Raw genomic sequence first — 24840 nt, 5'->3', positions numbered from 1 at the left:
GTGGTCCGTCGGCTCAACAATGCCTGAACGGGATGATGGTTCCGTGACTGCGCAAATTTTTTTGGGCTCGGCTTTCACAACGGACCTGGCGCTTGTTGCTGCTTTGCCGACAGCCAGTCGCGGCCGGCATGGGCAAAGACCGCGCAAAGCACGATTGCGCCGCCGATCATGCTGGCCATGGGCGGTATCTCGGCCAGGAAAAGGAAGGCAAACAGGATCGCGAACGGCACTTCGGCAGAGCCGAGCAGGCCGGATTCAGCCGCCGGGATAAGCCTCGCGCCTTCCGTCCACAGGATCGAGGAGAGTGCGAAGCTCGAGCCGAAGGCGACGAGCAGCACGGCATCCCTTGCCGAGACGGCAAGCGGGTCGGTGACGAACCAGCCGAGTATGAACAACAGCAGGGCCGAGACCGCGCCTGCCCAGACCGCCGGCGTGTCGCGGAAGGCGCGCACCATGATCATGTAGAGCGCGCTGCCGATCGTCATCAGCAGCGCCAGCCCGTCTCCGAACAGATTGCCTGTGCCGAAGCTCGACCAGACCATGACCGCAACGCCGCAAAGCGAGACGGCGGCGGCTAACATCGTCTGAAGACGGAAGGGCTCGCGCACCAGCAGGAAGGCGAGCAGCGCGGCAATGAAAGGCGACGTCGCGTAGATGACCGTGACATTGGCGACGAAGGTGAATTTGAAGGCGCAGATGAAGGCGATGCTGGCCAGCGCGCCTTCCACCGCCAGCAGCCAGCCGCGCCAGCCGAGCCGCAGCGTCTCGCGGTTGCCGGAGCGGTGGCGGCGCCACAGCACATAGAGGCTGATCAGGATCGAGCCGACGAAACCGCGCCAGCAGGTGATGGTCAGCGGATCGGCATGGATCGATTTGGTCAGCACGCCGGTCAATCCGAACACCGCCGCCGACGACGACACCAGGATGATGCCAAGTGTCCGTTCTGCGGTGTCGGTGGCGGCTGCTACATCGGTCATGAAAGCCAATTTACGTGGTTCTGTCCTGACATCGTAGTGTCAGAAATCTGGCCCGTCACAGCCGTTTGCGGAAATGCTCGCCGCCGACGATCAGCAGCCCTGCGGTGATGATGAGAGCAGCGCCGAAAAACACTTCGCGACGCGGCACGTCGCCCCAGATGGCGAAGCCGAGCGCGAAGGCCCACAACAGCGAAGTGTATTCCAGCGGCGCGATGATCGAGGCCGGCGTCCGTTTCATGCCTTCGAAGAGAAGATACTGCGCCAAGCCGCCGAGCGCGCCGACGCTGGCAAGCAGAAGCAGCTCGCTCCAGCCGGGCGTCTGCCACCAAACCAGCGCGGGCACCGCCGAGAATATCAGGAAATAGAAATTGTTGAGCATGAGCTGGATCATCGAGCGCTCGGCAAGTGCTGTCTTGCGCAACAGCACGATGGCGACGCCCCACAGGAAAGCGGCGGCCAGCACCAGCAGCACCGGCACGGACAGGCCGAGATGGGCAGGGTCGCAGGCGACAAAGACGCCGGCGAAGCCGATCGCCACCGCCAGCCAGCGTAGCATGGGCACTTTTTCGCCAAGCATCACCACCGAAAGCACGATGACGATGATCGGGGCCGCGTAATAGACGGTGGTCAGTTCGGCGAGCTGCAGGCTGCGCGCGGCATTGTAATAACAAAGCCACGCCGCCAGGGTGAAGACGCTGCGCAACAGCATCGGCCACACGATCGGCGACCGCGCCGTCTCCGCATAGAGATGCCGTCCGCCGATCGCCGCGCAGGCGGTCAGTATGGTGATGCTGCGGAAGAACAGGATCTGCCAGACGCTCATGCCGGCTACCAGCAGCTTGATCGAAGCGTCCTGCGTCGAAAAAAGCAAATAGGCGGCGCCGGTCAGGAGGATACCGGCGAGAACCCTTTCGCGTGTTTCGAGAATGGCGACATCGGCCATGCGACAAGCGGCCTTGTGTGAAAACGGCTCCGGCCCCTGTCGGCTCCGCTCCCGCCAGCTATAGGGGCGAAACCTTGCATGGCGCTGCTCCAGCGCCGTGCTTGCGTTGGGGCAGGGCCGATCCCGATGCGGCTTCTGGCGCGGCGCGACTGATTGGTTTAGCATCGTCTCACAAAGCCGGCGCGTAAGGTTCGGCGAGCCAAGGGAACGGTGCGGATCAGGAAGCCAGCGCTCGCATAAGAGACGCCATTCGCATCATGCGCGGTGGGCCTGACAGCTGGCACTTACGGATATCGAAACGCCGACATCAGGGGGAGAACGCAATGCAGAAACTGCAATCGCAAGGCGTCCATCACATCACGCTGGTCGGCGCCGGTCGCCAGACATCGATCGATTTCTGGGAAGGCGTGCTGGGCATGTCTTTCATTTTCGAGCAACCCAACCTCGACAAGGCAGCCGAAAGCCATCTCTATTTCGATCCGGGCGACGGGCGGCTGATCACCATCTTTACCGACGAGACCCGCACGCCGGCAAAGCGCCGCACGCCGACCGACACGGGCTGCGTCCACCACATCGCCTTTGCCGTATCGCGCGTCACCTTCCTGCAGGCGGTCGCCCGGCTTGACGAGCGCGCCATCAAGCACAGTGGCGTCAAGGACCGCGGTTTCATGGATTCGATCTATTTCGAGGATCCGCTTGGGCTGCTGATCGAACTTGCTTCCTACCGTTTCGAGCCGCCGGCCGGCTTTGGCCATGCCGACGTGCTGATGGAAGCGCACAAGCTCCGCGTCGCGCGTGGCGACTACAACATCGCCGAGGCGCATCTGGCCGACGCCATCCAGGCGCTGGTCGAGCGCTCGCGCGCGACATTGTCGGCCGACAGGGCGCCGCGCAATCCATATTGATTTTGAATAAACAAAGGGAGGAACAGATGGCAAAGACAGCGACGAAGGGTGCGAGGAAGCCGGCGGCCAAGGCGACACCAAAGGCTATGGCAAAGCCAGCAGCAAAAGCTTCAGCCAAGCCGGCACCAAAAATATCGGCAAAGCCTTCGGCCAAGGCGACGTCAAAAGCAGCAACCGCCGGCAAAGCCGCGTCCAGGACCAAGGGGAAGTCGGCGAAGAAACCCGCCCTGATGATCAGCATGCTGAAGCCGAGCGTCAACAACATGACGGTTCGGGTGTTTGCCCGCGCCGCCGGGCTGGACCATGCCGAGGCCGACGCCTGGGGCAGCACGCGTTCGCCCGAATTCATGGCGCGCAACCCGGCCCATCTGACTCCGATGATCGAGGACAAGGGCCTGCCGCGAGGGGTGCTTTGGGAAAGCTGCGCCATCATGCAGTATCTCGCCAACAAGCACGGGCTGGAGAAATTCTACCCCAAGGCGCCTGCCAAGCGGGCGATGATCGACAGCGCCATGTTCTACCTGATCGGCACGCTCTATCCCTATGTGGCGCGCGCCACCTATCCGGCGCTCGGTTTCCCGCAATATGCCGGAGAGGTCGGCCACAGCGACGCTCATCCCGACAGGAAGGCCGAGGCCCAGAAGGCGGCGATCGCCGCCATCTCCGAACCGCTGGAGGTGTTCCACTCCTTCTTCAGGGACGGCAAGCCCTTCATTGGAGGCAAGAACCCGTCTATCGCCGACATCCGCCTGGCGGCGACACTCGAATTTCTCGCCGTCATCGACTATGCCCTGCCCGAATGGGCCAGCGACTACATGGCCGCGATGGAGAAGAAGCTCGGCAAGGCCTATGCAGACCCGGCCAGCGACGTGCGCGGCTACATTGCCCATGTGAAGTCACAGCCACGGGTGTGAGATCGCTTCGGCGCCGCAGGCCGGTTGAAGGCAGCCGGCGGCCAAGATGAACTGCGATGTCCTTCGCGGCTCCTTTGCCTGCAGGACAGAGGAGCGAACTGTCCCGCCAGCGTATCGCGGACTGCCCGTCACTCCGGTGTTTCCAAGCGACGCTTACTGTGTCGCTTGGTAAAGCTCCGCCGCCGCTGCCTTGAGCGCCCGCCTTCCGTCCGGCCTGAAATACATCATGTGTCCTCCGTCCAGCACATCGACGCGGATGGGCTTTGCACCGGCGAGCGTCGGTACCTGGTTCACCAGATAGCGAGATGCCAGATAGGGCGTGACGAGGTCGGTGTAGCCGTTGACGATGACGACGCCGAGCGCGGGATTGAGCGAGCGCGCCCGCTGCAGATCGTTCATCACGCCGGCATAGCCCTGCCGCGATGTGCCGTAGTCCCAATTGCGGCTGATCTCGCCATTGAGCAGCCGGTAGCTGACATCGGTGTGGTAGTTCAATTCGTCGCGGGCATAGCCGACAAAAGCCGAGGTCAATGCTGGAACGCTGCGGTCGAGCACAGGATCGGGTCCGGCGGTGCGAGCGCTTTCAGGAGCGATGTCGGCCGTGCCGATCATGGCGTCATAGGGGCTGAGCACCTTGCTTTTCGAGCGGGCAAACTCCCTCGCGAAAAGGCTGGTCGGTATACGCGCGAAATTCCGCTGCACGAGGTCGAGGGGCAGGCCGGTGATCTCGGCCACCCGCTGGCTCGCCAGCCGCCCGCCTTGCTCCAGCCCGCTGGCCAGCGCCGTGAGGTAGTCGCCAAGCGCATAGCGCTCGACCGCGGCCAACTGCGCCCGCAGCGCCTCGCCGGTAACGCCGTCGGCACTGAGCCGCACCGACGCCAGCGAGGGGAGTTCGAGAGCCCAGTGCAGCGGCTCGAATTCGTCGGGTTGCACCAGCATGAATTCCAGCGCCGGCGAGATCAGCACGATGCCGCTCGGGCTAAGGCCGACATCTTCCTGCAAAGTCCTGGCGAGCAGCGCCGCGCGAAACCCGCCATAGCTTTCTCCGGCCAGGAAAAGCGGCGAGCTGCTGCGGCCGTTCTGGGCCAGATAGAGCCGGATGAAGGCGCCGATCGAGCTGGCGTCCTGGTTGACGCCCCAGAAGTCGTGGGTGTTCTGCCCGGGAGCCTCGCGGCTGTAGCCGGTGCCGACCGGATCGACAAACACGAGGTCGGTCATGTCGAGCCAGCTGTCCGGATTGTCGACGATCTTTTGCGGCGGCGGCAGGAATTCGCCATCGGCTCCGGTCGTGATGATGCGCGGACCGAGCGCACCGAGATGCAGATAGGCGGAAGCCGCCCCGGGGCCGCCATTGAAGACGAAGGTAATGGGGCGTGGTGCCGTTTTTGCCGCGTCAGCCGGTGGCCGCAGCGTATAGGCGACATAAAAGATCTCCGCCGTGACGTCGGCCTTGCCTGAAAGCAGCGACAGCGTGCCGGTCTTGGCCTGATAGTCCAGCTTGCGTCCGGCAACCGTGATCGAATGGCTGGTGACCTGCGGCGGCGGCAGCAGTGACAGCACACCGCCGGTCGGCGCCGGCCTCTCCGGCGTTTCAGCCAGGACAGGCTGTGCGAAGGCAGCAAGCATCAGCAGGATGAGAGAGATCAGTTTCAACTTGAACGGCATGACGCCTCCGCGAGAACGCTTGTCGCATAGCTATAGCCGATGCGATCGAAGTCAAAGGAAAGGCTTGTCCGGCAACGAATCCGGGTCAGCGGGTTCCGTGCAAGCCTTCTCGACGCGCTATTGAGAGAGCATTGAATGAAAAAAACCGCCTGTACGGCGGGTCCGTGGCGCAACTCAGCACCATAACCAGAAATGTACCATAGCTGCCTTCACCCTGTCAAGAAAAAATTCCTATCAGGAGAAACCGTTGGCACACCCGACTGCCCATCGCCAGCCTTGTTGACCCGAGTCGGTCACCAGAAAATGGGACGACGGCACTCGCACGGCTCAGACGGTCTTTGAGACCTCGTCCGTCAATGTCCATTTGGGATAGTGATTGCGCGCCTGTGTCCCAACGCGATGATTATGTTTGCTTTCCGGTGTGATCGGGTCAAATCTCGGTGGGATGACGCATGCCAGCGCCAGAAACGATCGTCGAAAGGGGCAGCGAAATGGACGCCACCGCACTGAAGGCCATGCAGGCGCCGCTGAAAGAGACCTATCGCGATGATGCTTCGCGCGCGCTCATCACGCTCAGGGCCAGAGGCAGTCTCGATGACCAGTCGATCGCCTGCAAGGTCGAGACGGGCAGGGCTCTCGCGATTGCCGGTCTGCATCCCGCAACCGGCGGCTCGGGGCTCGAGCTTTGCTCGGGCGACATGCTGCTGGAGGCACTTGTGGCCTGCGCCGGCGTGACGCTCAAGGCGGTGGCGACGGCGCTCGAATTCAAGCTCGGCGCCGCCACGGTCGAGGCCGAAGGCGACCTTGATTTTCGCGGCACGCTTGGCGTTGCCAAGGATGCGCCGGTCGGTTTTCGCGCCATCAGGCTGAATTTCAGTCTCGACACCGATGAGCCGCAGGAGCGCATCGATTCCTTGCTGAAGCTGACCGAACGCTACTGCGTGGTGTTCCAGACCATCAACCAGAAGCCGGAACTGACGGTCAGCGCACGGCGCTGACGCCGCATCGCGCCTTACTGCGCTGCCGGTTCCTCCGCGTCGCCCTCATCGGTGAAGGGTGACGCGCTCGGCACGCATTGCAGCGACCAGCCGGTCGGGGCCGGCTGCTTCTGGTATTCGGTGATGGCGGCGGTGCATTGTTCGCGCTTGTCGAACGTGCTGGGCAACACGACCATGCCGCCTTGCGGGCCGGCGATTACCAGGTACCAGACCAACGCTACGCTCGAAGCCATGGGAATTTCCTTGCTCTGCCCAGCCGGGCTTGTTGTGGGAATCTATGCGATCCTATCAACTCTGCGGAAATGACGAAAGCATGACCGCGACTCAGCTTTCCGCCGCCACATCACAGCCGCGTGATGTGGCGGGGCGGGCGAGGTCTGGTCAATTCGTTGCGAAACAATAGAACAGGCCGTCGCCGCCGGTGCCTTTCAGCGCCTCCTGGCCGCAGCCGCCGCGCGAAGCATGCGAAGAGTTCCAGGATTTGGCGGCAGCTGAATCGTCGAGCCCGGTGCGGTCGTGATGGCCCATCATGGCTGCCCCTTCCGTGCCGCTCATCGTCCAGTCACCGCAGGTCTGGTCGGCGATCCTGGTGCCGTCGGGTTTCGAGCCGGTCAGCATATCGTGGCGGTTCGGCGTGTCGCCGCGGCCGTTGACCATCTCGCCTTTCTCGGTGAGCGCCGTCTGCTTGGTGATGCCGTTGGCATCGCCGTGCAGCGAGGCGACGTCGTCGGCTATCTTGACGCCCTTGGCATTCACCCACGGTCCCTTGCCGATGCGGTCGCGCGCATCCTCGGTGCTGGTCGACAGATATGCGGCCCAGGTCTTGCCGGTGACGCCGGCTGCTTCCGCCAGCGAGGCGCAATGCGCGTCGGCGCCCTTCAGGCCGCCGAGGTCTGCCCCTTTGCCCGAGCCGACGCTGGTGACGAAGAAGCTCATCTTGGCATCTTGTGACAAGGCTGTGCCGGCGGCCAAGGCTGAGGCAATGGCGGTGGCGGCGATGAGAACAAGTCTGCGCATGTCGGTCCTCCGGGTTTGAGCTTCGAATCTACATTCGAGGAACGCCGCCCGGAGCCGAATTCTTCCGATAAAAAAGATGCGGCTATTCCGGCTGTCGGTAGGCGACGAAACGGTTGTGTTTGGCCTGGAAGATCAATCCTGTCTCTTTCAGGTCGGGGCTTGCCAGCGGCACGATGCGTTTGGCGATCTCGGAAGGATGCGGCAGCGTTTCCGGGTCCTCGCCGGGCACGGCCTGCGCGCGCATCGCGGTGCGGGTGGCCCCCGGATCGGCGGCATTGACGCGCAACGGCAGGCTCTGCGTCTCATGTGCCCAGGAGCGCATCATCGTCTCGACCGCCGCCTTGGAAGCCGCGTAGGGCGCCCAGAAGGCGCGCGCCGAGTGAGCAGCGTTGGACGACAGGATGATGGCCCGGCCGGCGTCGGAGAGCCGCAGCAGTGGGTCGACCGAGCGGATCAGCCGCCAGGTCGAGGTGACGTTGATGGTCATCACCTTCTCGAAGGTTTTCGCCTCGACATGGCCGATCGGCGAGATCACGCCGAGCACGCCCGCATTGGCGACGAGAATGTCGAGCTTGCCCCACCGCTCATGGATGGCGCCACCCAGGCGGTCGATGCCGGCCATGTCGGCAAGGTCGAGCGGCACCAGCGTCGCTTCGCCCTTGCCGGTTTTGGCGCGCTCGGCCTTGATCTGGTCGTCGAGTTCTTCCAGCCCGCCCACGGTGCGCGCCACGGCAATGACGTGGGCGCCGGCGGCAGCCAGTTCCCTGGCGATGAAGTAACCGATGCCGCGCGAGGCGCCGGTGACGACCGCAACGCGGCCGGAAAGGTCGAAGGTCATGCGATAGATTCCGGAAATATGGCTATGGCAACTGGCAGTGCGGCAATCCTATGCGCCGCTCGTCGCCAGCAGCGACAGCGTGCGCACATTGTCGTGGCCTTCGAAGTCGAGCAGGCGGGTCGGATACTGGCCGGTGAAGCAGGCGTCGCAGAATTGCGGCTGCTCGTTGTCGCGGTTGGCCTCGCCGACGGCGCGATAGAGTCCGTCGATCGACAGGAAGCCGAGCGAATCGACGCGGATGAATTCGGCCATCTCCTCGATCGACATACGTGATGCCAAAAGCTTCGATTTTTCCGGCGTATCGACGCCGTAGAAGCAGGAGGCGCTGGTCGGCGGCGAGGCGATGCGCATATGCACTTCCTTGGCGCCGGCGTCGCGCACCATCTGCACGATCTTCTGGCTGGTGGTGCCGCGCACGATGGAATCGTCGACCAGCACGACGCGCTTGCCCTCGATCATGCGGCGGTTGGCGTTGTGCTTCAGCTTGACGCCCATGTGGCGGATCGAATCGCCGGGCTGGATGAAGGTGCGGCCGACATAGTGGTTGCGGATGATGCCGAGCTCGAAGGGGATGCCCGCGGCTTGCGAAAAGCCGATTGCCGCCGGCGTGCCGGAATCCGGCACCGGCACGACGATGTCGGCCTCGACGGGATTTTCCTGCGCGAGTTCCGCGCCGATGCGCTTGCGCACCTCGTAGACGTTGCGGCCTTCGACCGAAGAGTCCGGGCGTGCGAAATAGACATATTCGAAGATGCAGAAGCGGGTTTTCTGCGGCTCGAACGGGAACAGGCTCTCGATGCCCTTGGAGGTAACCACGACCATTTCGCCCGGCTTCAAATCGCGCACGAAACGCGCGCCGATGATGTCCAGCGCGCAGGTTTCGGAGGCCAGGATCCAGGCACCGTCGAGGTCGCCCAGCACCAGCGGGCGGATGCCGAGCGGGTCACGGCAACCGATCATCTTCTTGGCCGTCATCGCCACCAGCGAAAAGGCGCCCTCGACCTGGCGCACCGCATCGATGAAGCGCGAGTTGAGATCGCGCTCCTTGCTGGTGGCAACGAGATGCAGAAGCGTCTCGGTGTCGGAGGTCGAGGAAAAGATCGCGCCTTGCTTCTGCAGCGCGCGCTGCACGGTCATGGCGTTGGTCAGATTGCCGTTATGGGCCACGGCAAAACCGCCATCGGCCAGTTCGGCGAAGAAGGGCTGGATGTTGCGCATGCCGGCCCCGCCGGTCGTGGCGTAGCGCGTGTGGCCGATGGCGCGATTGCCTTGCAGGCTGTCGATGACGCGCTGCTTGGTGAAGGTGTCGCCGATCAGGCCGACATGGCGTTCGACATGGAACTGGGTGCCGTCGTAGGAGACGATGCCGGCCGCTTCCTGGCCGCGATGCTGCAGCGCGTGCAGGCCGAGCGTGACGATGGCCGCCGCGTCCTGCCGGCCGAAAATGCCGAATACGCCGCATTCGTCGTGGAAGTGATCATCAGCTTCCGCGGAAAGCACGTCGTCTGCGTCTGCCATGGGGCTCAAGCTCCGCTAAAGTCGCCATATAAGGCGACAGCGCCGTGAAAGCAACGCGTCCGGCGATGGTTCACGATCATCGTCAGTCTTGGACGCCTATTCCGCGGCGCCCGATCACTCATCAATTCGCCGGCGCAGCCGGGGCCGGATTGGCCGGCGCGTTGTCCGCTGGAGGCGTTCCGGCATCGCTGTCGTCAGGAGCCGGCGCATTGGTATCGTCCCCTCCCGCCGGAGCATCCGGGGAAGGTGCATCCGGTGCGGCGGGCGTTTCGGCGGCCGGCTGATTCGGATTGAGCTTCTTGAGGATGGCGTTTTCCGGATCCTCGGGCAGCAGGCTTTCAAGCTTGGCGCCGATCTGTTCCAGCAGCGGCCGCGACTTGGCCTCCGTGACCCAGGCCGGTGCCTTGGCGCCGGCCAGCCAATTGAAGAACAGCAGGGCCACGGCAACCACCAGAATGCCGCGGGCGGCGCCATAGAGGAAGCCGAGCGTGCGGTCGAGCGCGCCGATGCGGGAATCGATGATCCAGTCGGCGAGCTTCATGGTGATGACGCTGACGACGATCAAAGCGATGATGAAGACGACGCCGGCGGAGGCCGCCATGGCGATCTTTTCATTGTCGATGTAGGGCTTCAGATAGGGCAGCACGGGCTTGTAGAAAAAGAACGCCGCCGCGGCTGCCGCCGCCCAGGACACGATGGACAGGACCTCGCGTGAAAAGCCGCGAACCATGGCGAGCATCGCCGAGACCAGGGTGAAGCCGACGAGAATTCCGTCAAGCAGCGTTATCGGCATCTTTGTCGCCCCACTCCCTGTCGCTCACCACCAGGTGAGCCCGTCATTCTTCGTCGTTGGCGCGGCTGCGCCGTGAGCCGGCTATGCGCGCCACGAGGTCGGCGAGCTCGGTGGGCTGGAAAGCGCCGGCCCCGATTCCTCCGGCAAGTTCCTCGCTGCCCAAGGGCAGAACCGCGCTTGCGAAACCCAGCTTTTCGGCCTCCTTGAGACGCTGCTGCGCATGCGCAACCGGCCTCACGGCGCCAGAAAGGCTGATTTCGCCGAAATAGACGCAATCGGCGGGAAGGGCAAGACCGGTGAGCGAGGAAACCAGTGCGGCCGCCACCGCCACATCGGCCGCGGGCTCGGAAATGCGGTAGCCGCCGGCTACGTTCAGATAGACGTCCTGTTGGCCGAAGCGCACGCCGCAATGCGCCTCGAGCACCGCCAGGATCATCGACAGCCGGGCGCCGTCCCAGCCAACGACGGCGCGGCGCGGCGTGCCGAGCGAGGAGGGCGCGACCAGCGCCTGGATTTCGACCAGCACCGGCCTTGTGCCTTCCATGCCGGCGAAAACCGCCGCTCCCGGCGATTTCGCGTGGCGCTCGCCGAGGAACAGCTCGGACGGATTGGCAACCTCGCGCAGCCCCTTGTCCGACATTTCGAAGACGCCGATCTCGTCGGTCGGCCCGAAACGGTTCTTGACGGTGCGCAGTATACGGTAGTGATGGCCGCCTTCGCCCTCGAAATAGAGCACGGCGTCGACCATGTGCTCGACGACGCGCGGGCCGGCGATCTGGCCTTCCTTGGTGACATGGCCGACGAGCACGATCGCAGCACCCGTGGATTTCGCATAGCGGATCATCGCCTGGGCGGCCGCACGCACCTGGGTGACGGTGCCGGGCGCCGAATCGGCGAGGTCGGTCCACAGCGTCTGGATCGAATCGAGGATCACCAGGTCCGGCCGCTTGCCGTCGGCAATCGTGGCAAGGATATCCTCGACATTGGTCTCGGCCGCGAGCTCGACCGGCGAGGAAGCGACGCCGAGGCGCTGCGCGCGCAGCCTGATCTGGGCGACCGCCTCCTCACCCGAGACATAGACGATGCGGTGGCCCCTCGAGGCAAGGGCAGCAGCAGCCTGGGTGAGCAGCGTCGACTTGCCGATACCGGGATCGCCGCCGACCAGCAGCGCCGAGCCGCGCACGAAGCCGCCGCCCGTGGCGCGGTCGAGCTCACCGATGCCCGACACGATGCGCGGCGCGTCCTCGATATCGCCGGAAAGCGTGGTCAGCACCACCGCGCGGCCCTTGCGGGCGTTGCGCGTATTGGCCGGCCCGGAACCGATGCCGCCGGACGTACCTTCCTCGACCAGCGTGTTCCATTCGCCGCAGGCGTCGCATTTGCCGGCCCAGCGCTGATGCACCGATCCGCAGTTCTGGCAGATGAACTGGACGCGGGATTTAGCCATTAGCGAGGCCTGCTTCGGGATCGCCGATGCTGGATAGGTGGGCGGGACAGAGGGGGTGTGACGGAGCGTGACGGTGAGTCAAAAAAGCTACTCAAACCTTTCCGCGATATGATGTTCCTCCGCCAGATCCGAGAAGCGGGTAAATTCGCCGTGGAAGGCTAGCGTGACCGTGCCCGTCGGTCCGTGACGCTGCTTGGCCACGATCACCTCGGCCTTGCCGCGCATCTCGTTCATCTCGTTTTCCCACTTGATGTACTCGTCGGTGCCGAGCTTCGGCTCGCGGTTCTTGAGGTAGTATTCCTCGCGGTAGACGAAGATCACGACGTCGGCGTCCTGCTCGATCGAGCCGGATTCGCGCAAGTCCGAGAGCTGCGGGCGCTTGTCGTCGCGGCTTTCAACCTGGCGCGAGAGCTGCGACAGCGCGATGATCGGCACCGCGAGCTCCTTGGCCAGTGCCTTGAGGCCCGTGGTGATCTCGGTGATTTCCTGCACGCGGTTCTGCGAGGCCCTGGCGCTGGAGCCCTGCATCAGCTGGATATAGTCGATGACGATGAGGTCGAGGCCGCGCTGGCGCTTCAGGCGCCGGGCGCGGGCCGAGAGCTGGGCGATCGAGATGCCGCCGGTCTGGTCGATGAACAGCGGGATCTTCTGCATGGTCTGCGAACAGGCGACCAGTTTTTCGAAGTCCATTTCGGTGATCTCGCCGCGGCGGATCTTCGAGGAGGAGATTTCCGTCTGTTCGGAGATGATACGGGTCGCGAGCTGTTCCGACGACATTTCGAGCGAGAAGAAGCCGACGACACCGCCATTCGCCGCCTTGAACGACCCGTCGGCCTGCTGCGCCGGCACATAGGCCTCGGCGACGTTGAAAGCGATGTTGGTGGCGAGCGACGTCTTGCCCATGCCCGGACGGCCGGCAAGGACGATCAGATCGGACGATTGCAGGCCGCCCATGCGGCGGTCGAGGTCGCGCATGCCGGTGGCCAGCCCCGACAGGTGGCCGTCGCGCATGTAGGCGGCGTTGGCCATGTCGACCGCGGTCTTGACCGCGTCGGTGAAGCTCTCGAAGCCGCCGTCATAGCGTCCGGTTTCGGCCAGCTCGAACAGGCGCCGTTCGGCATCCTCGATCTGCTCGGACGGCGACATGTCGACCGGCGCGTCATAGGCGATGTTGACCATGTCCTCGCCGACGGTGATCAGGGCGCGACGCGTCGCAAGGTCATAGATGGCGCGACCGTAATCTGCGGCGTTGACGACCGTGACGGCTTCGACCGCCAGGCGCACGACATATTGTGCTACCGTCATGTCGCCGACCTTCTCGTCGGCCGGCAGGAAGGTCTTCAGCGTGATCGGCGTTGCCACCTTGCCCATGCGAATGAGCTCTGCCGCGATCTCGAAGATCTTGCGATGCAGGGGTTCGTAAAAGTGGCTGGCCTTCAGGAAGTCGGAGACGCGATAGAAGGCATCGTTGTTGACCAGGATCGCGCCGAGCAGCGCCTGTTCCGCCTCGATGTTGTTCGGCGCCTCGCGATAGAGCGGTTGCTCCGCCACGCCGAATTTCCGCGCTGCCTCTGCCATGATGTCCCCGATTTCGATCCCGGTCTCTCGATATCAGAATCGGAAAGTTGAGTGCTGACTTATCTGCAACAGTTATCACCCAAGCAGATTTGATGCCCACTGTTCACAGAAACAAAAAACCGTCCACAGGACAGTATTCCCGTGCCCTGATTCCGATTGACTCGACAAGGTGCTGATTCTACGCGACGGTTTGGAACAAAGCAAGAACAATCGTCACCCGAATCCCTACGCTGTATCGAGCACATCGCCCCAGTCCGACCGCCGTGCCGCCTTGAACAGTTCACCGTCACGCTTGCTGAAAAGCGTCTCTCCGGCACTGCCGTCCGGCCGGCAAAGCTTGAGCGCCGCCTTGCCCGAGCCGGTTTTCGGTGGCGCGATCACCCGCGCCGCGCGGACTGGCGCCGGCTGCCTCGAAGCCGCGACATAGATGAACTTCTCGTCCTCCCATGGCACTTCGGCGTCCTTGGCCAGCCGGTGCAGGCGCGAGCGGGCGACGCGCCGCGAAAAGTGGCACCAGTCGGGCGGGATGAGCGGGCAAGGGGCTTCGTGCGGGCAAGGTGCCAGTACATGCGCGCCCGCTTCCATCAGTTGCCGACGAACCGCGAGAACACGCTGCCAGCCCGCCGGCGTGCCCGGCTCCACGATCAGCAGCGTGTCTGTCGTGAGCTGCCACAGCCGATCGACCATTTTGGGCAGTGATGCCGGTGTGATCTCGTCCAGCACATAGGCGCAGGTGACGAGGTCCGCCGGCTGCGAACCGTCAAGGTCGATGGTCACATCGCCGGCCTGCCAGGCGATCCGGGCAGCGATCGCATCGGCGGCAAGCGCCTCGCCGACCTTGCGCACCGCAGCACTGGCCTCCAGCAAAACGGCATGCTGAAGATCGGGCCACAGGTCCGCCGTGGCCCAAAGCACGGTGCCCGGGCCGGCGCCGACATCGAGCAGGGTTTTCGGCGCGAATTCCGGCTGGGCTTCGTTCACCGCGTCAAGGCTGGCGCGGACGGCGGCATAGGTCGCCGGCAGCCGCGTCGCCAGATAAGCCTTGACCGCCATATCCTGCGCCATATGCAGGCGGCCGTCGCGCATCTCGGCGCGGTAACGGTCCGACAGGGTTTTCGCCGCCTGCCTGAGCACCGGCAGCGGCACGTTTTCGAGGGCACGGTCGACGGCCTGTCGAAGCGGGGCGGGCAGTTCCACGGCTCATGCCCCTCGTGGTGCGAGCAGGATGACAGAGGCACCCAGTATGCAGAGCGCCGCCCCCGCAAGGTCCCACCGGTCGGGACGCACGCTTTCCACCAGCCAAAGCCAGGCCAGTGACGCCGCGATGTAGATGCCGCCATAGGCGGCATAGGCGCGGCCGGCCGCGCCGGTGTCCACCAGGGCCAGAAGCCAGGCGAAGAGAACGAGCGAAACGAAACCTGGCAGCAGCCACAGCGGCGATTTCTCCAGCCGCCACCACGCCCACACCGAAAAACAGCCAGCGATCTCGGCGAGCGCCGCGGCTGCATAGAGGAGGTAGGTCATGAAAAAGGCCTCGCGACGATCACGAGGCCTTTTTCAGGGCACGAGCCGGGAATGGCAAGCGCCAATGCGGCAAAGCGGTCTGTTCCTACTCCGCCACCTTGCGGCGCCGGGCGGGCTTGGCGGGCTCTTCGACCAGAGCCGCTTCGCGATGGCCCATGTCGCGCATTTCGAGCGCCTTTTCACATTTGACCATATAGTCGCGCGCCATCGGCAGGGTGTCGTTCTTCCTGGCAAGCTGGATCTGGAAGATGACCAGATCCTGCCAGCGGAAGGCGGCTTCCGAGGCTGCCAGATAGAATTCCCACATGCGGCAGAAGCGCTCGTCATAGATCGCCTTGGCCTTGTCGCGGTTGGCGGCGAAGCGCTGGCCCCAATGCTTCAACGTGTCGGCATAATGGAGCCGCAGGATTTCGATGTCCGTGACGACGAGGCCTGACTTCTCGATCGCCGGCATGACTTCGGAAAGCGCGGGAATGTAGCCGCCCGGGAAGATGTATTTGCGGATGAAGGCGCTGGTCGCCCACGGCACGCCGGAGCGGCCGATCGTGTGCAGGAGCATGACGCCGTCAGGCTTCAGCAACGTCGCGCTCTTGTCGAAGAAAGTGCGGTAGTGATTGACCCCGACATGTTCGAACATGCCGACCGAAACGATGCGGTCGAAGCGTTCGTTGAGTTCGCGGTAATCCTTCAGCTCGAAGTGAACGTGGTTTTCCAGGCCCTGGGCATGCGCCCGGTCGGTGGCGACGCCGTGCTGCTCGGTCGACAGTGTCACGCCCTGTACGTCGACGTCGAAGGCCTTGGCAAGGTAGAGGCCTAGCCCGCCCCAGCCGGAGCCGATGTCGAGCACCGTCTGCCCGGCCTTCAGCCTGAGCTTGGCGGCGATGTGGCGCTTCTTGGCTGCCTGCGCCTCGTCCAGCGTCATGTCCGGCTGCTCGAAATAGGCGCAGGAATACTGCATGTCCTCATCGAGGAAGAGCCGGTAAAGGTCACCCGACAGATCATAGTGGCGCTGCACGTTGCGGCGCGAACGCGACGCGGTGTTGATCTGCTGCAGGCGGCGGAAAGCGTGGCGCAGGCCTTCGATGGCTTTCGACCACGTCGCGTCGATGCCGCCGCTGCCCATGTTCTGGAAAGCGATGCGCATCAGGCCAAGGACGCCGCCCTCGAGGATGTCGAGTTCGCCATCCATGTAGGCTTCCGGCACGGCCAGCATCGGATCGAAGGTAATGGCGCGCTCGGCGTGCCTGGTTTTGATGTGCAGGTGCACCGGCTCGCCGCTGCCGTCACCGAACACGAATGTCGTGCCCTGTGGGCCGGTCACCTTGAGATTGCCTGTGCGCACCAGGCGGTCCAGAACGCGTTTCAACAGAATATTCATGACGCAAATGTCCCCTCTCGGTCAGACAGGCTGTCCTACTCTGCATCAATATATAGGGTTTCGAAAAGTTCCTTTTGGCACAAAAATGCCCAGGTGGTGAACCCGGGCATTGGTCCAGTCTGGCTTGAACTGCCAGTCTGATTGGAGCTGCCAGTCTGATTGAACTGATTGAGGCCGAAGCCGAATGCGGCGCGCCGGCAGGCGCGCCGCGCCGATGTCAGGCGTTCTCTTCGCCGCCCTCGAACTCGGCGTTCGGGTCGAAGAAGTTCTCCGGCCGGGCATTGTCGTTGATGTCCTCGCCATAGATGGCCTCGGCGGTGGTCAGCGTCTCGCCCTTGGCCTGCCGCTCGGCTTCGTCGGCCGTGCGGGCGATGTTGAGCGTGATCGTGACCTCGACTTCCGGATGCAGCGCGATCGCCACATTGGTCACGCCGATGGTCTTGATCGGCTGGTTGAGCTGGATCTGGTTGCGGTTGACCGAAAAGCCCTCTGCCGTCAGCAGGTCGGCGATATCGCGCGTCGACACCGAGCCGTAGAGCTGGCCGGTCTCGCCGGCCGAGCGAACGGCGATGAAGCTCTTGCCGTCGAGCTGTTCGGCGACCTGCGAGGCTTCGGACTTCCGCTCGAGGTTGCGGGCTTCGAGCTGCGCGCGCTGGCCTTCGAACTTCTTCTTGTTGGCTTCGTTGGCGCGCAGCGCCTTGCCCTGCGGCAACAGGAAATTGCGGGCAAAGCCGTCCTTGACCTTGACGGTGTCGCCCATTTGGCCGAGGCGGGAAACGCGTTCGAGAAGAATGACTTCCATGGTTTTGTTCCTTTTGGTTAGGGCGCCAATCACGGGATCGGTGCGAAATTCTTTGGAACAGGTCAGGAAGCAAAAAGGGCGTTGCCGCCGGTGTCGCTGTCCTGCCTGTCGCGGCAGTTAGAGGCTTTTGGCCTCAACTCGGGATTTGATGCGCAACCCAGCGGCGCCCGTCGCCGTGGAAGAGAAGCGGGCGGCGGAGCCGCCCGCGTCAAGGATTAGCGAACCACGTAGGGCAGCAGGCCGAGGAAGCGGGCGCGCTTGATCGCCTTGGCGAGCTCGCGCTGCTTCTTCTGGCTGACGGCGGTGATGCGCGACGGCACGATCTTGCCGCGCTCGGAAATGTAGCGCTGCAGGAGGCGCACGTCCTTGTAATCGATCTTGGGCGCGTTGGCGCCCGAGAACGGGCAGGTCTTGCGGCGGCGATGGAACGGGCGCCGGGTCGGGATCTGGTTAATGTCGACCATTATTCTGCACCCCCTTCAAAGCCTTCGCGCGGACGGCGCGGACCACGATCGCCACCAGCGTCGCCGCCGAAGCTGCGTGGCGGACGATCGCCGCGATCACGGTCGCCGAACGAGCGCGGACCACGGTCGCCGCGGTCGCGGTCGCCGAAGCCGCCGCGTTCCGAGCGCTCTTCGCGCTTCTGCATCATGGCGGAAGGACCTTCCTCGTGCGCATCGACCTTGATGGTCAGGAAACGCAGCACGTCCTCGGACAGGCCCATCTGGCGCTCCATTTCGTTGAGCGCTGCCGGCGGGCAGTCAAGATCCATCAGCGTGTAGTATGCCTTCCGGTTCTTGTTGACCCGGTAGGTGAGGGACTTCAGTCCCCAGTTCTCGACCCGGCCGACGGACCCGCCATTGGCGGAGATGACGCCCTTGTACTGTTCGACAAGCGCATCGACCTGCTGCTGCGAGAGGTCCTGCCGGGCAAGAAACACATGTTCGTAAAGAGCCATTATGTCTTTTCGCCTTTCTTCGTTTCTCTCCCGGTTCCCGGCGGCAAAAGCCTCTGCAACTTCTCTGACCCGCCAGGAGCGGGGAAGAAAGGAGCATGACGAGACGGTCGAGAGCGGAGACACGGGAGGCGGAAGCGCTTCTGGCTTCACGCGAAGGTTTTCGAAAACCTCCGGCCCTCCGTTCAGCCCCCAGCTGGGACCGGCAGATTGGCGGCGTCTATATAGCAATCCACGTGGAAGGCAAGAGCAGGCGGCAATCCCGGATGTCGCAGGGCCAGAAAAACCGGCATGTGCGGCGATAGGACTCCGTGGTTCCCGGAAACCAGGCCTTAACCACCATGACAGGTTGTATGGGGTTGCGGCCCCGGCATCAACCGCCGATTCATCATGTCTGGCGCAAAAAGCGGCATCCCGCTGTCAGCAACGGGCTAGGCATTTCCGGGGGTAAGGATGCTTCTCAAGAAATTCTGGCGCTCGAAAAGCGGCAACTTCGCGCTTTTGCTCGGGATCGGCTTGCCGGCCATCCTGTCGGCGGTGGCCTTCGCAGCCGATGTCTCCACCATCATGCGGGCCAAGAGCAACCTGCAGAATGCGCTCGACGCGGCAAATCTCGCCTCCTCGCATCTCGGCGATCTGGACATCACCCGCACCGACGCCTTCAACCGCTATTTCCAGGCCAACGTAGCCGGACATGGCGAACTCACAAATGCGCGGGCCACGTTGACGGTCGACAGGGGCGTCAACTTCGTCAAGACGAAGGCCGTCGCCTCGGCTGACGTCGATTTGAACTTCGCCTTCCTGCTCGGTGAGAGCAGGCACATCGTGGTCGATGCCTCGGCGGTCGAATCGAACAACCAGCTCGAAGTGGTGCTGGTTCTGGACAACACCGGCTCGATGGCCGGCGCCAAAATTGCTGCCCTCAAGACAGCGACGGACAATCTGCTCAAATATCTGGAAGCGGCGCAATCACCGACGCGCAAGGTCCGCGTGGCGCTGGTACCCTTCGTCACGGCTGTCAATGTCAACGGCGACGGGTTCGACCCGTCCTGGATCGACATGGACGGCAAGTCATCCACCAATGGAATCAATTTCCCCGTCATCAACGACAAGCGTCCCAATCATATGGCGCTGTTCAGGCAGTTGATGAAAGATCCGGCCTCTGCCGCCAAATTGACGGGGTGGAAGGACGGCAAGGGGGAGGATACGGGTTGGAAAGGCTGCGTCGAGGCGCGGCCTGGTGTCCTTAATATCGCCGATACGCCGCCTGATCCACGTTACCCTGACACTCTGTTCGTGCCTTATTTCGCGCCGGACAGTCCGGGAAAGGGGACGAGACCTTCCAGCGGCTATTCAAACGATGCCTATCACTACAACAATTCCTTTATCGACGACGCCCCTGATGAGGCCAAACTTGCTCGGAATGGCGGACTGAATATTCTCGGAATAGACCTGAGCGGCTTGCTTGGAAGTGCTGCCGGGCTTTTGCGAGGTGATCTTGAAACAGTCGCCAAATATGTGGCGCCGCAGAACACCGCCATTGCCACCGCGGTCACAAACGATCCAAACGCCTTGCAATTGACGGTGGGGCCAAACCGGTCCTGTCCCTCGCCAATCGTCCCCTTGACCGAAGACTTTACAAAACTTCGCAACGAGGCCGCCAAGATGCTTGCATGGGCGGGGTCCGGCACCAATGTTTCCGAGGGCCTGGCCTGGGGCCAGCGGGTGTTGTCGCCGGGTGCGCCATACGCCGAGGGTACGCCTTGGAAGACGCCTGGGGTGAGCAAGATCGTCATGTTGCTCACCGACGGCGAGAATGTCGTCTACGGCGCCAGCAACGAGACGACCAAGTCAGACTATACGTCCTATGGTTTTCTCGCGGGCTCAACCTATGGCGCTGCCGGTCGGCTTGGATCGGACAATCAGACCACCGCCGCGCGCAATGTCGACGGATGGACCAAAAGCGTCTGCACGCAGTTGAAGAAGCAGGGCGCCGAAATCTACACGATGGTGCTGCAATCCGATACCGCCGCCAACCGCACGCTTTACAGCGCCTGCGCCTCGGATCCCAGCGACTACTACGCCGTCAACGATCCAAACAAATTGCCGAACGTGTTCCAGCAGATCGCCAACAAATTCTCGAAATTGCAACTGACGAATTGAACGCTCGACCCCGCTGGGCGGCATCCTGGAAGGATGCCGCGAATTTCAGCTCATATGGGCGACGACCTTGTCCACCGTTTCGGGGAAGAAGTCGGGCGCCGCGTGGCGTTTGCCGAACATCATGTCGTATTGCAGCAGCCGGAAGTCGCGGATCGCCGGGTCGATCTGCTTTTGCCGCGCCCAATCGGGCGTGGCTTCTCCCGCCGGCGTCAGCAGCAGATTGCGGTCGACCACGCGGTAGCGTTCGCGCATCTCGCCCAGGAAGCCGGTATAGTAGGGGTGGGTGATGCCGGCCGTTTTCAGGATGTGATAGGGCAGGAAGGCGGGGCTGACGGCGCCCATGTCCTTGGCAGGGCCTGTGCGGTTCGACCAGATGACCAGTGGCGTCTGATGATGCTCCAGCGCCGCCTCGGCGGAAGCCTCCTTGCGCGGCGCGACATTGTCCTTCATGAACCCGGTCTCTACATAGACCGGCCCAAGCGGCGGCAGATGGTCGCCGAAGAAGGCGATGACGGTGGGCCGAGAGCGTTTCTTTGCCCATTCGATCAGGCGTTCGAGACCGCGGTCCGCGTCGGCCGAGCCCTCGGTGTAACTCAGCAGCGATTCACGCGCCCATTGGCTGATCGGCGCCTGCACGGTGTGGGTCGGGTTGTAGTAGCGGTTCGGCTCGTAAGGGCCGTGGTTCTGCAGGCTGACGGCAAAGAAGAACACCGGGGCATCGCTGGCATCGGCCTCGCTGATGATCTCGTCCGTCATCGCCGCGTCGGATGCCAGCGGCCCGCGCTTTTGCATCGGCGGCAACGTCTCTTCCGATCTGAAGTCGTCGAAGCCGAAATCGGCATAGACCGCGCCGCGGTTCCAGAACCAGTTGGTGCCCGGATGGATGGCGCGCGCCCTGTAGCCCTCCCTCTTCAGGAAGGTCGCCAGCGACGGCGTCGGCGTGCGCACATATTGCTGGTAGGGGATGCTGCCGGCCGGCAGGAAGGCGTTGGAGAAGCCGGTCAGTGCTTCGAACTCGATATTGGCGGTCATGCCGCCGAATTCGGGTGAGAACATGGAGCCCGAACGCAGCGCCCGCACATTGGGGATCGGATCGGGCGTGATGGTGACCCCGGGCAGCTTGGTCGGATCCCAGAAGGATTCGCTCATGACGACGATGATGTCGGGCTTTTCCTGGGGCACCGAGGCGGTCACCTGCGGCCTGTCGATGGCCGCGATCGCCTTTTCCGAATAGCCTGGCGGCGCCGAGACATGCGCCATCGGCACGTTCAGCGCGAAGGCGAGCGCAAAGCCGTTGGAGGCGTAATTTTCCTTCTGGTCCCACATGATCGGGATGATCTGCAGCCGGTCCCGGGTCCACGAGAAGGTGGCATAGTCCATGATCGAGACGAAGAAGGCGAGCAGCGGCACCGCCAGCGTCAGCCGGGCGAGACGGCCCTTGCGGCTGAGTATCGGCACCTTTCGACGCCAGACCCGCCAGCCATAGATGAGCAGCGACAGGCCGGCGACAATGCCGACAATCATGGCAAGGGCAGTCATCGGGCGGTCACGCACCAGAAGCGGCAGAAGCGCCACGATCTGGCGGGAGTAGAGGAAATCGGTCGGGTAGAGGGGATCGCCGAGATAATGCGATTTCTGGTGACCGATGAAAGCCAGCGAGAGCGTCAGCGGCGCGACGATCATCAGGCTTTGATAGCTGCGGCCGAAAACGGCATCGAGGCCGACCAGAACCAGTGCGAACACCACGATCGTGGTCCAGCCCGGCTTGAGCGGCTGCAGGAAGAAGGAAACCGTGCCGGCGAAGTCGCCGCGCACGATCAATTCGATGGCGAACACCAGGACGGCCGCGATCAGCAGGCTGGTCAGCCCATAGCGTATGGTCGGCCACTTCCGTCCCGGCAGGTAGCCGGTGGAAGGATCGTCTTCCAGAAACTGTGGCGCGGCTTTGCCTGCGCCTTTCGAAATCCTAGCCACTTTAACTTCCCCACCCAGCGACAGACCCGTCACTCGATTGTCATGGAATTGTCACGCAAAGCTAGCGCCTGTGGCGGAAATAAGAAGAGCCAGCAAACGATTCGTGAGCGGTTTTCATCAGGAGTGATCGCCAAAAAGCCTTTTGGAACAGGCACTCGGCCGGCAAAGCTGCCAAGGGGCCGGGTCGAACCGGGCTTGACTTGGCAGGCCGCGTTGCGTCACAGGCAGGAAAATTCGTGTATCAGGCAAGCAGAACCGAGCTTTGGGAGCCCACACATGGCCGTTGCATTCACCTTTCCGGGACAAGGCAGCCAGGCTGTCGGCATGGGCAAGGACCTCGCCGATGCCTTCCCCGAGGCGCGTAGGGTTTTTAGCGAAGTCGACGACGCGCTCGGCGAAAACCTGTCGAAGCTGATCTGGGAAGGGCCGGAAGAGACGCTGACGCTCACCGCCAACGCGCAGCCGGCGCTGATGGCCGTATCGCTGGCCGCGATCAGGGCCTTGGAAGCGGGCGGCTTCTCGCTGAAGGACAAGATTACCTACGTCGCTGGCCATTCGCTGGGCGAATATTCGGCGCTTGCCGCCGCCGGCTTCGTCTCGGTTGCCGATGCCGCCAGGCTGCTGCGCATCCGCGGCAATGCCATGCAAGCGGCGGTGCCCGCCGGCGAAGGCGCCATGGCGGCGATCATCGGACTGGAGCAGGCCGATGTCGAAGCCGCCTGCGCCGAGGCTGCCAAAGGATCGGTCTGCCAGATCGCCAACGACAATGGCGGTGGCCAGCTGGTGATTTCCGGCGCCAAGGCAGCGGTCGAACTGGCTGCCAAACTGTGCACGGAAAAAGGCGCCAAGCGAGCGCTGATGCTGCAGGTCTCCGCGCCCTTCCATTCGGCGCTGATGGCGCCCGCCGCCGAGATCATGCGCGAGGCGCTGGCCGGGGTAACCAAGAACGCGCCTGTCGTGCCGCTCGTCTCCAATGTCACGGTCACTCCGACCAGCGATCCCGAAATCATTGCGCGCCGTCTGTTCGAACAGGTGATCGGCCGCGTGCGCTGGCGCGAGACAGTGGAGTGGTTCGGCGCGAACGGCGTCACCACGCTCTATGAAGTCGGCGCGGGAAAAGTGCTTTCAGGGCTGGCCCGGCGCATCAACCGCGAAATCGCCACGGCATCGGTCGGTTCCGCGGCCGAGGTCGAAACCGCACTGGCGGCGCTCGGGTGAGGCGCCGCGACTGAATTTGACGAACTCACGAGGTTTGGCATGCCTGTCTCATCCGTCTTTCTGCCGAAATCGAACAGCGCCTGGACTCCTTTGTCGCTAGGACAGACCGCAGCAAAGTTGATTGTTTGCGCGAACTCATCCAGCGCGGCCTGGACGATGTGGAAGATTATGACTTGGCGGCCGAAGCTGCAGGACGCATTGGGCGAGGGGAAGAGGATATTATGAAAGCTGATGATTTCTGGCGCGGCTTGTATCGCTGAAGATATTCCGTTGGTGATGGCAATCGGATACCCGCGAGACGTATACAGATAAGGTTGCTCGCTGAGCTTCCGAAACCAAAGAGGAAAACACATGTTCGAACTGACCGGCCGCAAGGCACTTGTCACCGGCGCGTCGGGAGGCATCGGCGAGGCGATCGCCAGGGTGCTGCATGCGCAAGGCGCCGTCGTCGGCCTGCACGGCACGCGCGTCGAGAAACTGGAGGCGCTGGCCGCCGAACTCGGCGACCGGGTGAAGCTGTTTCCGGCCGACCTGTCGAACCGCGACGAGGTCAAGGCGCTCGGCCAGAAAGCGGAGGCCGATCTCGAGGGCGTCGATATCCTGGTCAACAATGCCGGCATCACCAAGGACGGGCTGTTCGTGCGCATGTCGGACGCCGACTGGGACAGCGTGCTCGAAGTCAATCTGACGGCCGTGTTCAGGCTGACGCGTGAGCTGACCCATCCGATGATGCGCCGCCGCCACGGCCGCATCATCAACATTACCTCGGTGGTCGGCGTCACCGGCAATCCCGGCCAGACCAACTACTGCGCCTCCAAGGCCGGCATGATCGGCTTTTCCAAATCGCTGGCGCAGGAGATCGCCACCCGCAGCATCACCGTCAACTGTGTCGCCCCGGGCTTCATCGAATCGGCGATGACCGACAAGCTCAACGACAAGCAGAAGGAGGCGATCATGGCCGCTATCCCGACGCGCCGCATGGGCACCAGCGCCGAAGTGGCGTCCGCCGTCGCTTATCTTGCCTCCAACGAGGCCGGCTACGTCACCGGCCAAACAATCCATGTGAACGGCGGCATGGCGATGATCTGATCGGGTCGGCCAAAGCATGCATTTCGGGCCGGGCCCGGGTATTCGCGGTGGCTTTGAGACGGCGACAGGCAACGCCTGGGCGGGCTGTGAAAAGCGACCATTTCGGCTTGGACGCCCACGATTTTTCGTGTAATGCGGCCCGCA

Annotated in this window: 24 protein-coding genes; 7 read left to right on the top strand and 17 right to left on the bottom strand. The window is 63.3% G+C overall.

Annotated features, from left to right (window positions below; translation table 11 throughout):
* Positions 1-74: 74 nt before the first annotated feature.
* Entirely contained in the window at positions 75-977 is a 903-nt protein-coding gene (locus FJ972_RS21425; protein WP_140517836.1) for a DMT family transporter, read from the bottom strand.
* Between the two features lie 55 nt (positions 978-1032).
* Positions 1033-1920: a DMT family transporter gene (locus FJ972_RS21420; RefSeq protein ID WP_140520663.1), complete on the bottom strand. Its 888-nt coding sequence runs from the start codon at positions 1918-1920 to the stop codon at positions 1033-1035.
* A gap of 323 nt (positions 1921-2243) precedes the next feature.
* Between FJ972_RS21420 and FJ972_RS21415 the strand changes: the two genes are divergently transcribed.
* Both FJ972_RS21415 and FJ972_RS21410 read left to right on the top strand, forming a co-directional pair.
* On the top strand, positions 2244-2825 hold the full coding sequence (locus tag FJ972_RS21415) for a VOC family protein (protein WP_140520662.1): 582 nt from the start codon (positions 2244-2246) through the stop codon (positions 2823-2825).
* Between the two features lie 26 nt (positions 2826-2851).
* On the top strand, positions 2852-3739 hold the full coding sequence (locus FJ972_RS21410) for a glutathione S-transferase family protein (RefSeq protein ID WP_140520661.1): 888 nt from the start codon (positions 2852-2854) through the stop codon (positions 3737-3739).
* 153 nt (positions 3740-3892) lie between these two features.
* On the opposite strand, the gene FJ972_RS21405 is transcribed toward FJ972_RS21410, so the two are convergent.
* A complete protein-coding gene (locus FJ972_RS21405) occupies positions 3893-5404 on the bottom strand; it encodes a S10 family peptidase (protein WP_140520660.1) in 1512 nt (503 codons plus the stop codon).
* Between the two features lie 491 nt (positions 5405-5895).
* On the opposite strand from FJ972_RS21405, the gene FJ972_RS21400 reads away from it, so the two are divergent.
* Positions 5896-6402 (top strand): OsmC family protein, encoded by a 507-nt coding sequence (locus FJ972_RS21400; RefSeq protein ID WP_140494488.1) that lies wholly within the window; start codon positions 5896-5898, stop codon positions 6400-6402.
* A gap of 14 nt (positions 6403-6416) precedes the next feature.
* Here the strand turns inward: FJ972_RS21400 and FJ972_RS21395 are convergent, their stop codons facing one another.
* The 13 genes from FJ972_RS21395 to rpsF all read right to left on the bottom strand — a co-directional run bounded on the left by FJ972_RS21395 (position 6417) and on the right by rpsF (position 18255).
* Positions 6417-6635 (bottom strand): hypothetical protein, encoded by a 219-nt coding sequence (locus FJ972_RS21395; protein WP_140494486.1) that lies wholly within the window; start codon positions 6633-6635, stop codon positions 6417-6419.
* A gap of 148 nt (positions 6636-6783) precedes the next feature.
* A complete protein-coding gene (locus FJ972_RS21390) occupies positions 6784-7419 on the bottom strand; it encodes a hypothetical protein (RefSeq protein ID WP_140520659.1) in 636 nt (211 codons plus the stop codon).
* An 82-nt stretch (positions 7420-7501) separates the two neighbouring features.
* A complete protein-coding gene (locus FJ972_RS21385) occupies positions 7502-8257 on the bottom strand; it encodes an SDR family NAD(P)-dependent oxidoreductase (RefSeq protein ID WP_140494482.1) in 756 nt (251 codons plus the stop codon).
* Between the two features lie 48 nt (positions 8258-8305).
* Positions 8306-9775 carry an amidophosphoribosyltransferase gene (purF, locus tag FJ972_RS21380; RefSeq protein ID WP_140520658.1) on the bottom strand — a complete coding sequence of 490 codons (1470 nt, stop codon included), beginning with the start codon at positions 9773-9775 and terminating at the stop codon, positions 8306-8308.
* 121 nt (positions 9776-9896) lie between these two features.
* Positions 9897-10568, bottom strand: a complete 672-nt coding sequence (locus FJ972_RS21375; protein WP_140520657.1) for a CvpA family protein — start codon at positions 10566-10568, stop codon at positions 9897-9899.
* Positions 10569-10611: 43 nt separating this feature from the next.
* Complete coding sequence (radA, locus tag FJ972_RS21370; protein WP_140520656.1) at positions 10612-12015, bottom strand: DNA repair protein RadA; 1404 nt, start codon at positions 12013-12015, stop codon at positions 10612-10614.
* 87 nt (positions 12016-12102) lie between these two features.
* Positions 12103-13593: a replicative DNA helicase gene (locus tag FJ972_RS21365; RefSeq protein ID WP_140494474.1), complete on the bottom strand. Its 1491-nt coding sequence runs from the start codon at positions 13591-13593 to the stop codon at positions 12103-12105.
* Between the two features lie 225 nt (positions 13594-13818).
* Positions 13819-14790: a small ribosomal subunit Rsm22 family protein gene (locus FJ972_RS21360; protein WP_140520655.1), complete on the bottom strand. Its 972-nt coding sequence runs from the start codon at positions 14788-14790 to the stop codon at positions 13819-13821.
* 3 nt (positions 14791-14793) lie between these two features.
* Positions 14794-15117, bottom strand: a complete 324-nt coding sequence (locus FJ972_RS21355) for a YnfA family protein (RefSeq protein WP_140520654.1) — start codon at positions 15115-15117, stop codon at positions 14794-14796.
* Positions 15118-15202: 85 nt separating this feature from the next.
* Positions 15203-16495, bottom strand: coding sequence for an SAM-dependent methyltransferase (locus FJ972_RS21350; protein WP_140520653.1), 1293 nt, complete (start codon positions 16493-16495; stop codon positions 15203-15205).
* Positions 16496-16712: 217 nt separating this feature from the next.
* Entirely contained in the window at positions 16713-17297 is a 585-nt protein-coding gene (gene rplI, locus FJ972_RS21345) for a 50S ribosomal protein L9 (protein ID WP_140494465.1), read from the bottom strand.
* A gap of 215 nt (positions 17298-17512) precedes the next feature.
* Positions 17513-17761 (bottom strand): 30S ribosomal protein S18, encoded by a 249-nt coding sequence (gene rpsR, locus FJ972_RS21340; RefSeq protein ID WP_006203718.1) that lies wholly within the window; start codon positions 17759-17761, stop codon positions 17513-17515.
* On the bottom strand, positions 17761-18255 hold the full coding sequence (gene rpsF / locus FJ972_RS21335) for a 30S ribosomal protein S6 (RefSeq protein WP_140494463.1): 495 nt from the start codon (positions 18253-18255) through the stop codon (positions 17761-17763). The genes rpsR and rpsF overlap by 1 nt, the downstream gene beginning before the upstream one ends.
* 450 nt (positions 18256-18705) lie before the next feature.
* Here rpsF and FJ972_RS21330 point away from each other — a divergent pair, with 450 nt between their 5' ends.
* On the top strand, positions 18706-20415 hold the full coding sequence (locus tag FJ972_RS21330; RefSeq protein ID WP_140517845.1) for a pilus assembly protein: 1710 nt from the start codon (positions 18706-18708) through the stop codon (positions 20413-20415).
* Between the two features lie 45 nt (positions 20416-20460).
* Here FJ972_RS21330 and FJ972_RS21325 read toward each other — a convergent pair whose 3' ends face one another.
* Positions 20461-22389, bottom strand: a complete 1929-nt coding sequence (locus FJ972_RS21325; RefSeq protein WP_224646406.1) for an LTA synthase family protein — start codon at positions 22387-22389, stop codon at positions 20461-20463.
* Between the two features lie 276 nt (positions 22390-22665).
* On the opposite strand from FJ972_RS21325, the gene fabD reads away from it, so the two are divergent.
* From fabD to fabG, 3 genes are all read left to right on the top strand, one after another.
* Positions 22666-23607 carry an ACP S-malonyltransferase gene (gene fabD / locus FJ972_RS21320; protein WP_140520652.1) on the top strand — a complete coding sequence of 314 codons (942 nt, stop codon included), beginning with the start codon at positions 22666-22668 and terminating at the stop codon, positions 23605-23607.
* Between the two features lie 125 nt (positions 23608-23732).
* Positions 23733-23867 (top strand): hypothetical protein, encoded by a 135-nt coding sequence (locus tag FJ972_RS30190; RefSeq protein ID WP_264297130.1) that lies wholly within the window; start codon positions 23733-23735, stop codon positions 23865-23867.
* Between the two features lie 91 nt (positions 23868-23958).
* Positions 23959-24696 (top strand): 3-oxoacyl-[acyl-carrier-protein] reductase, encoded by a 738-nt coding sequence (gene fabG, locus FJ972_RS21315; protein WP_140520650.1) that lies wholly within the window; start codon positions 23959-23961, stop codon positions 24694-24696.
* Positions 24697-24840 lie beyond the last annotated feature (144 nt).

It is taken from the genome of Mesorhizobium sp. B2-1-1, assembly GCF_006442975.2.
Lineage (GTDB): Bacteria > Pseudomonadota > Alphaproteobacteria > Rhizobiales > Rhizobiaceae > Mesorhizobium.
The sequence above is the reverse complement of the archived record's forward strand: the minus strand, read 5'-3'. Positions and strand labels throughout refer to the sequence as shown.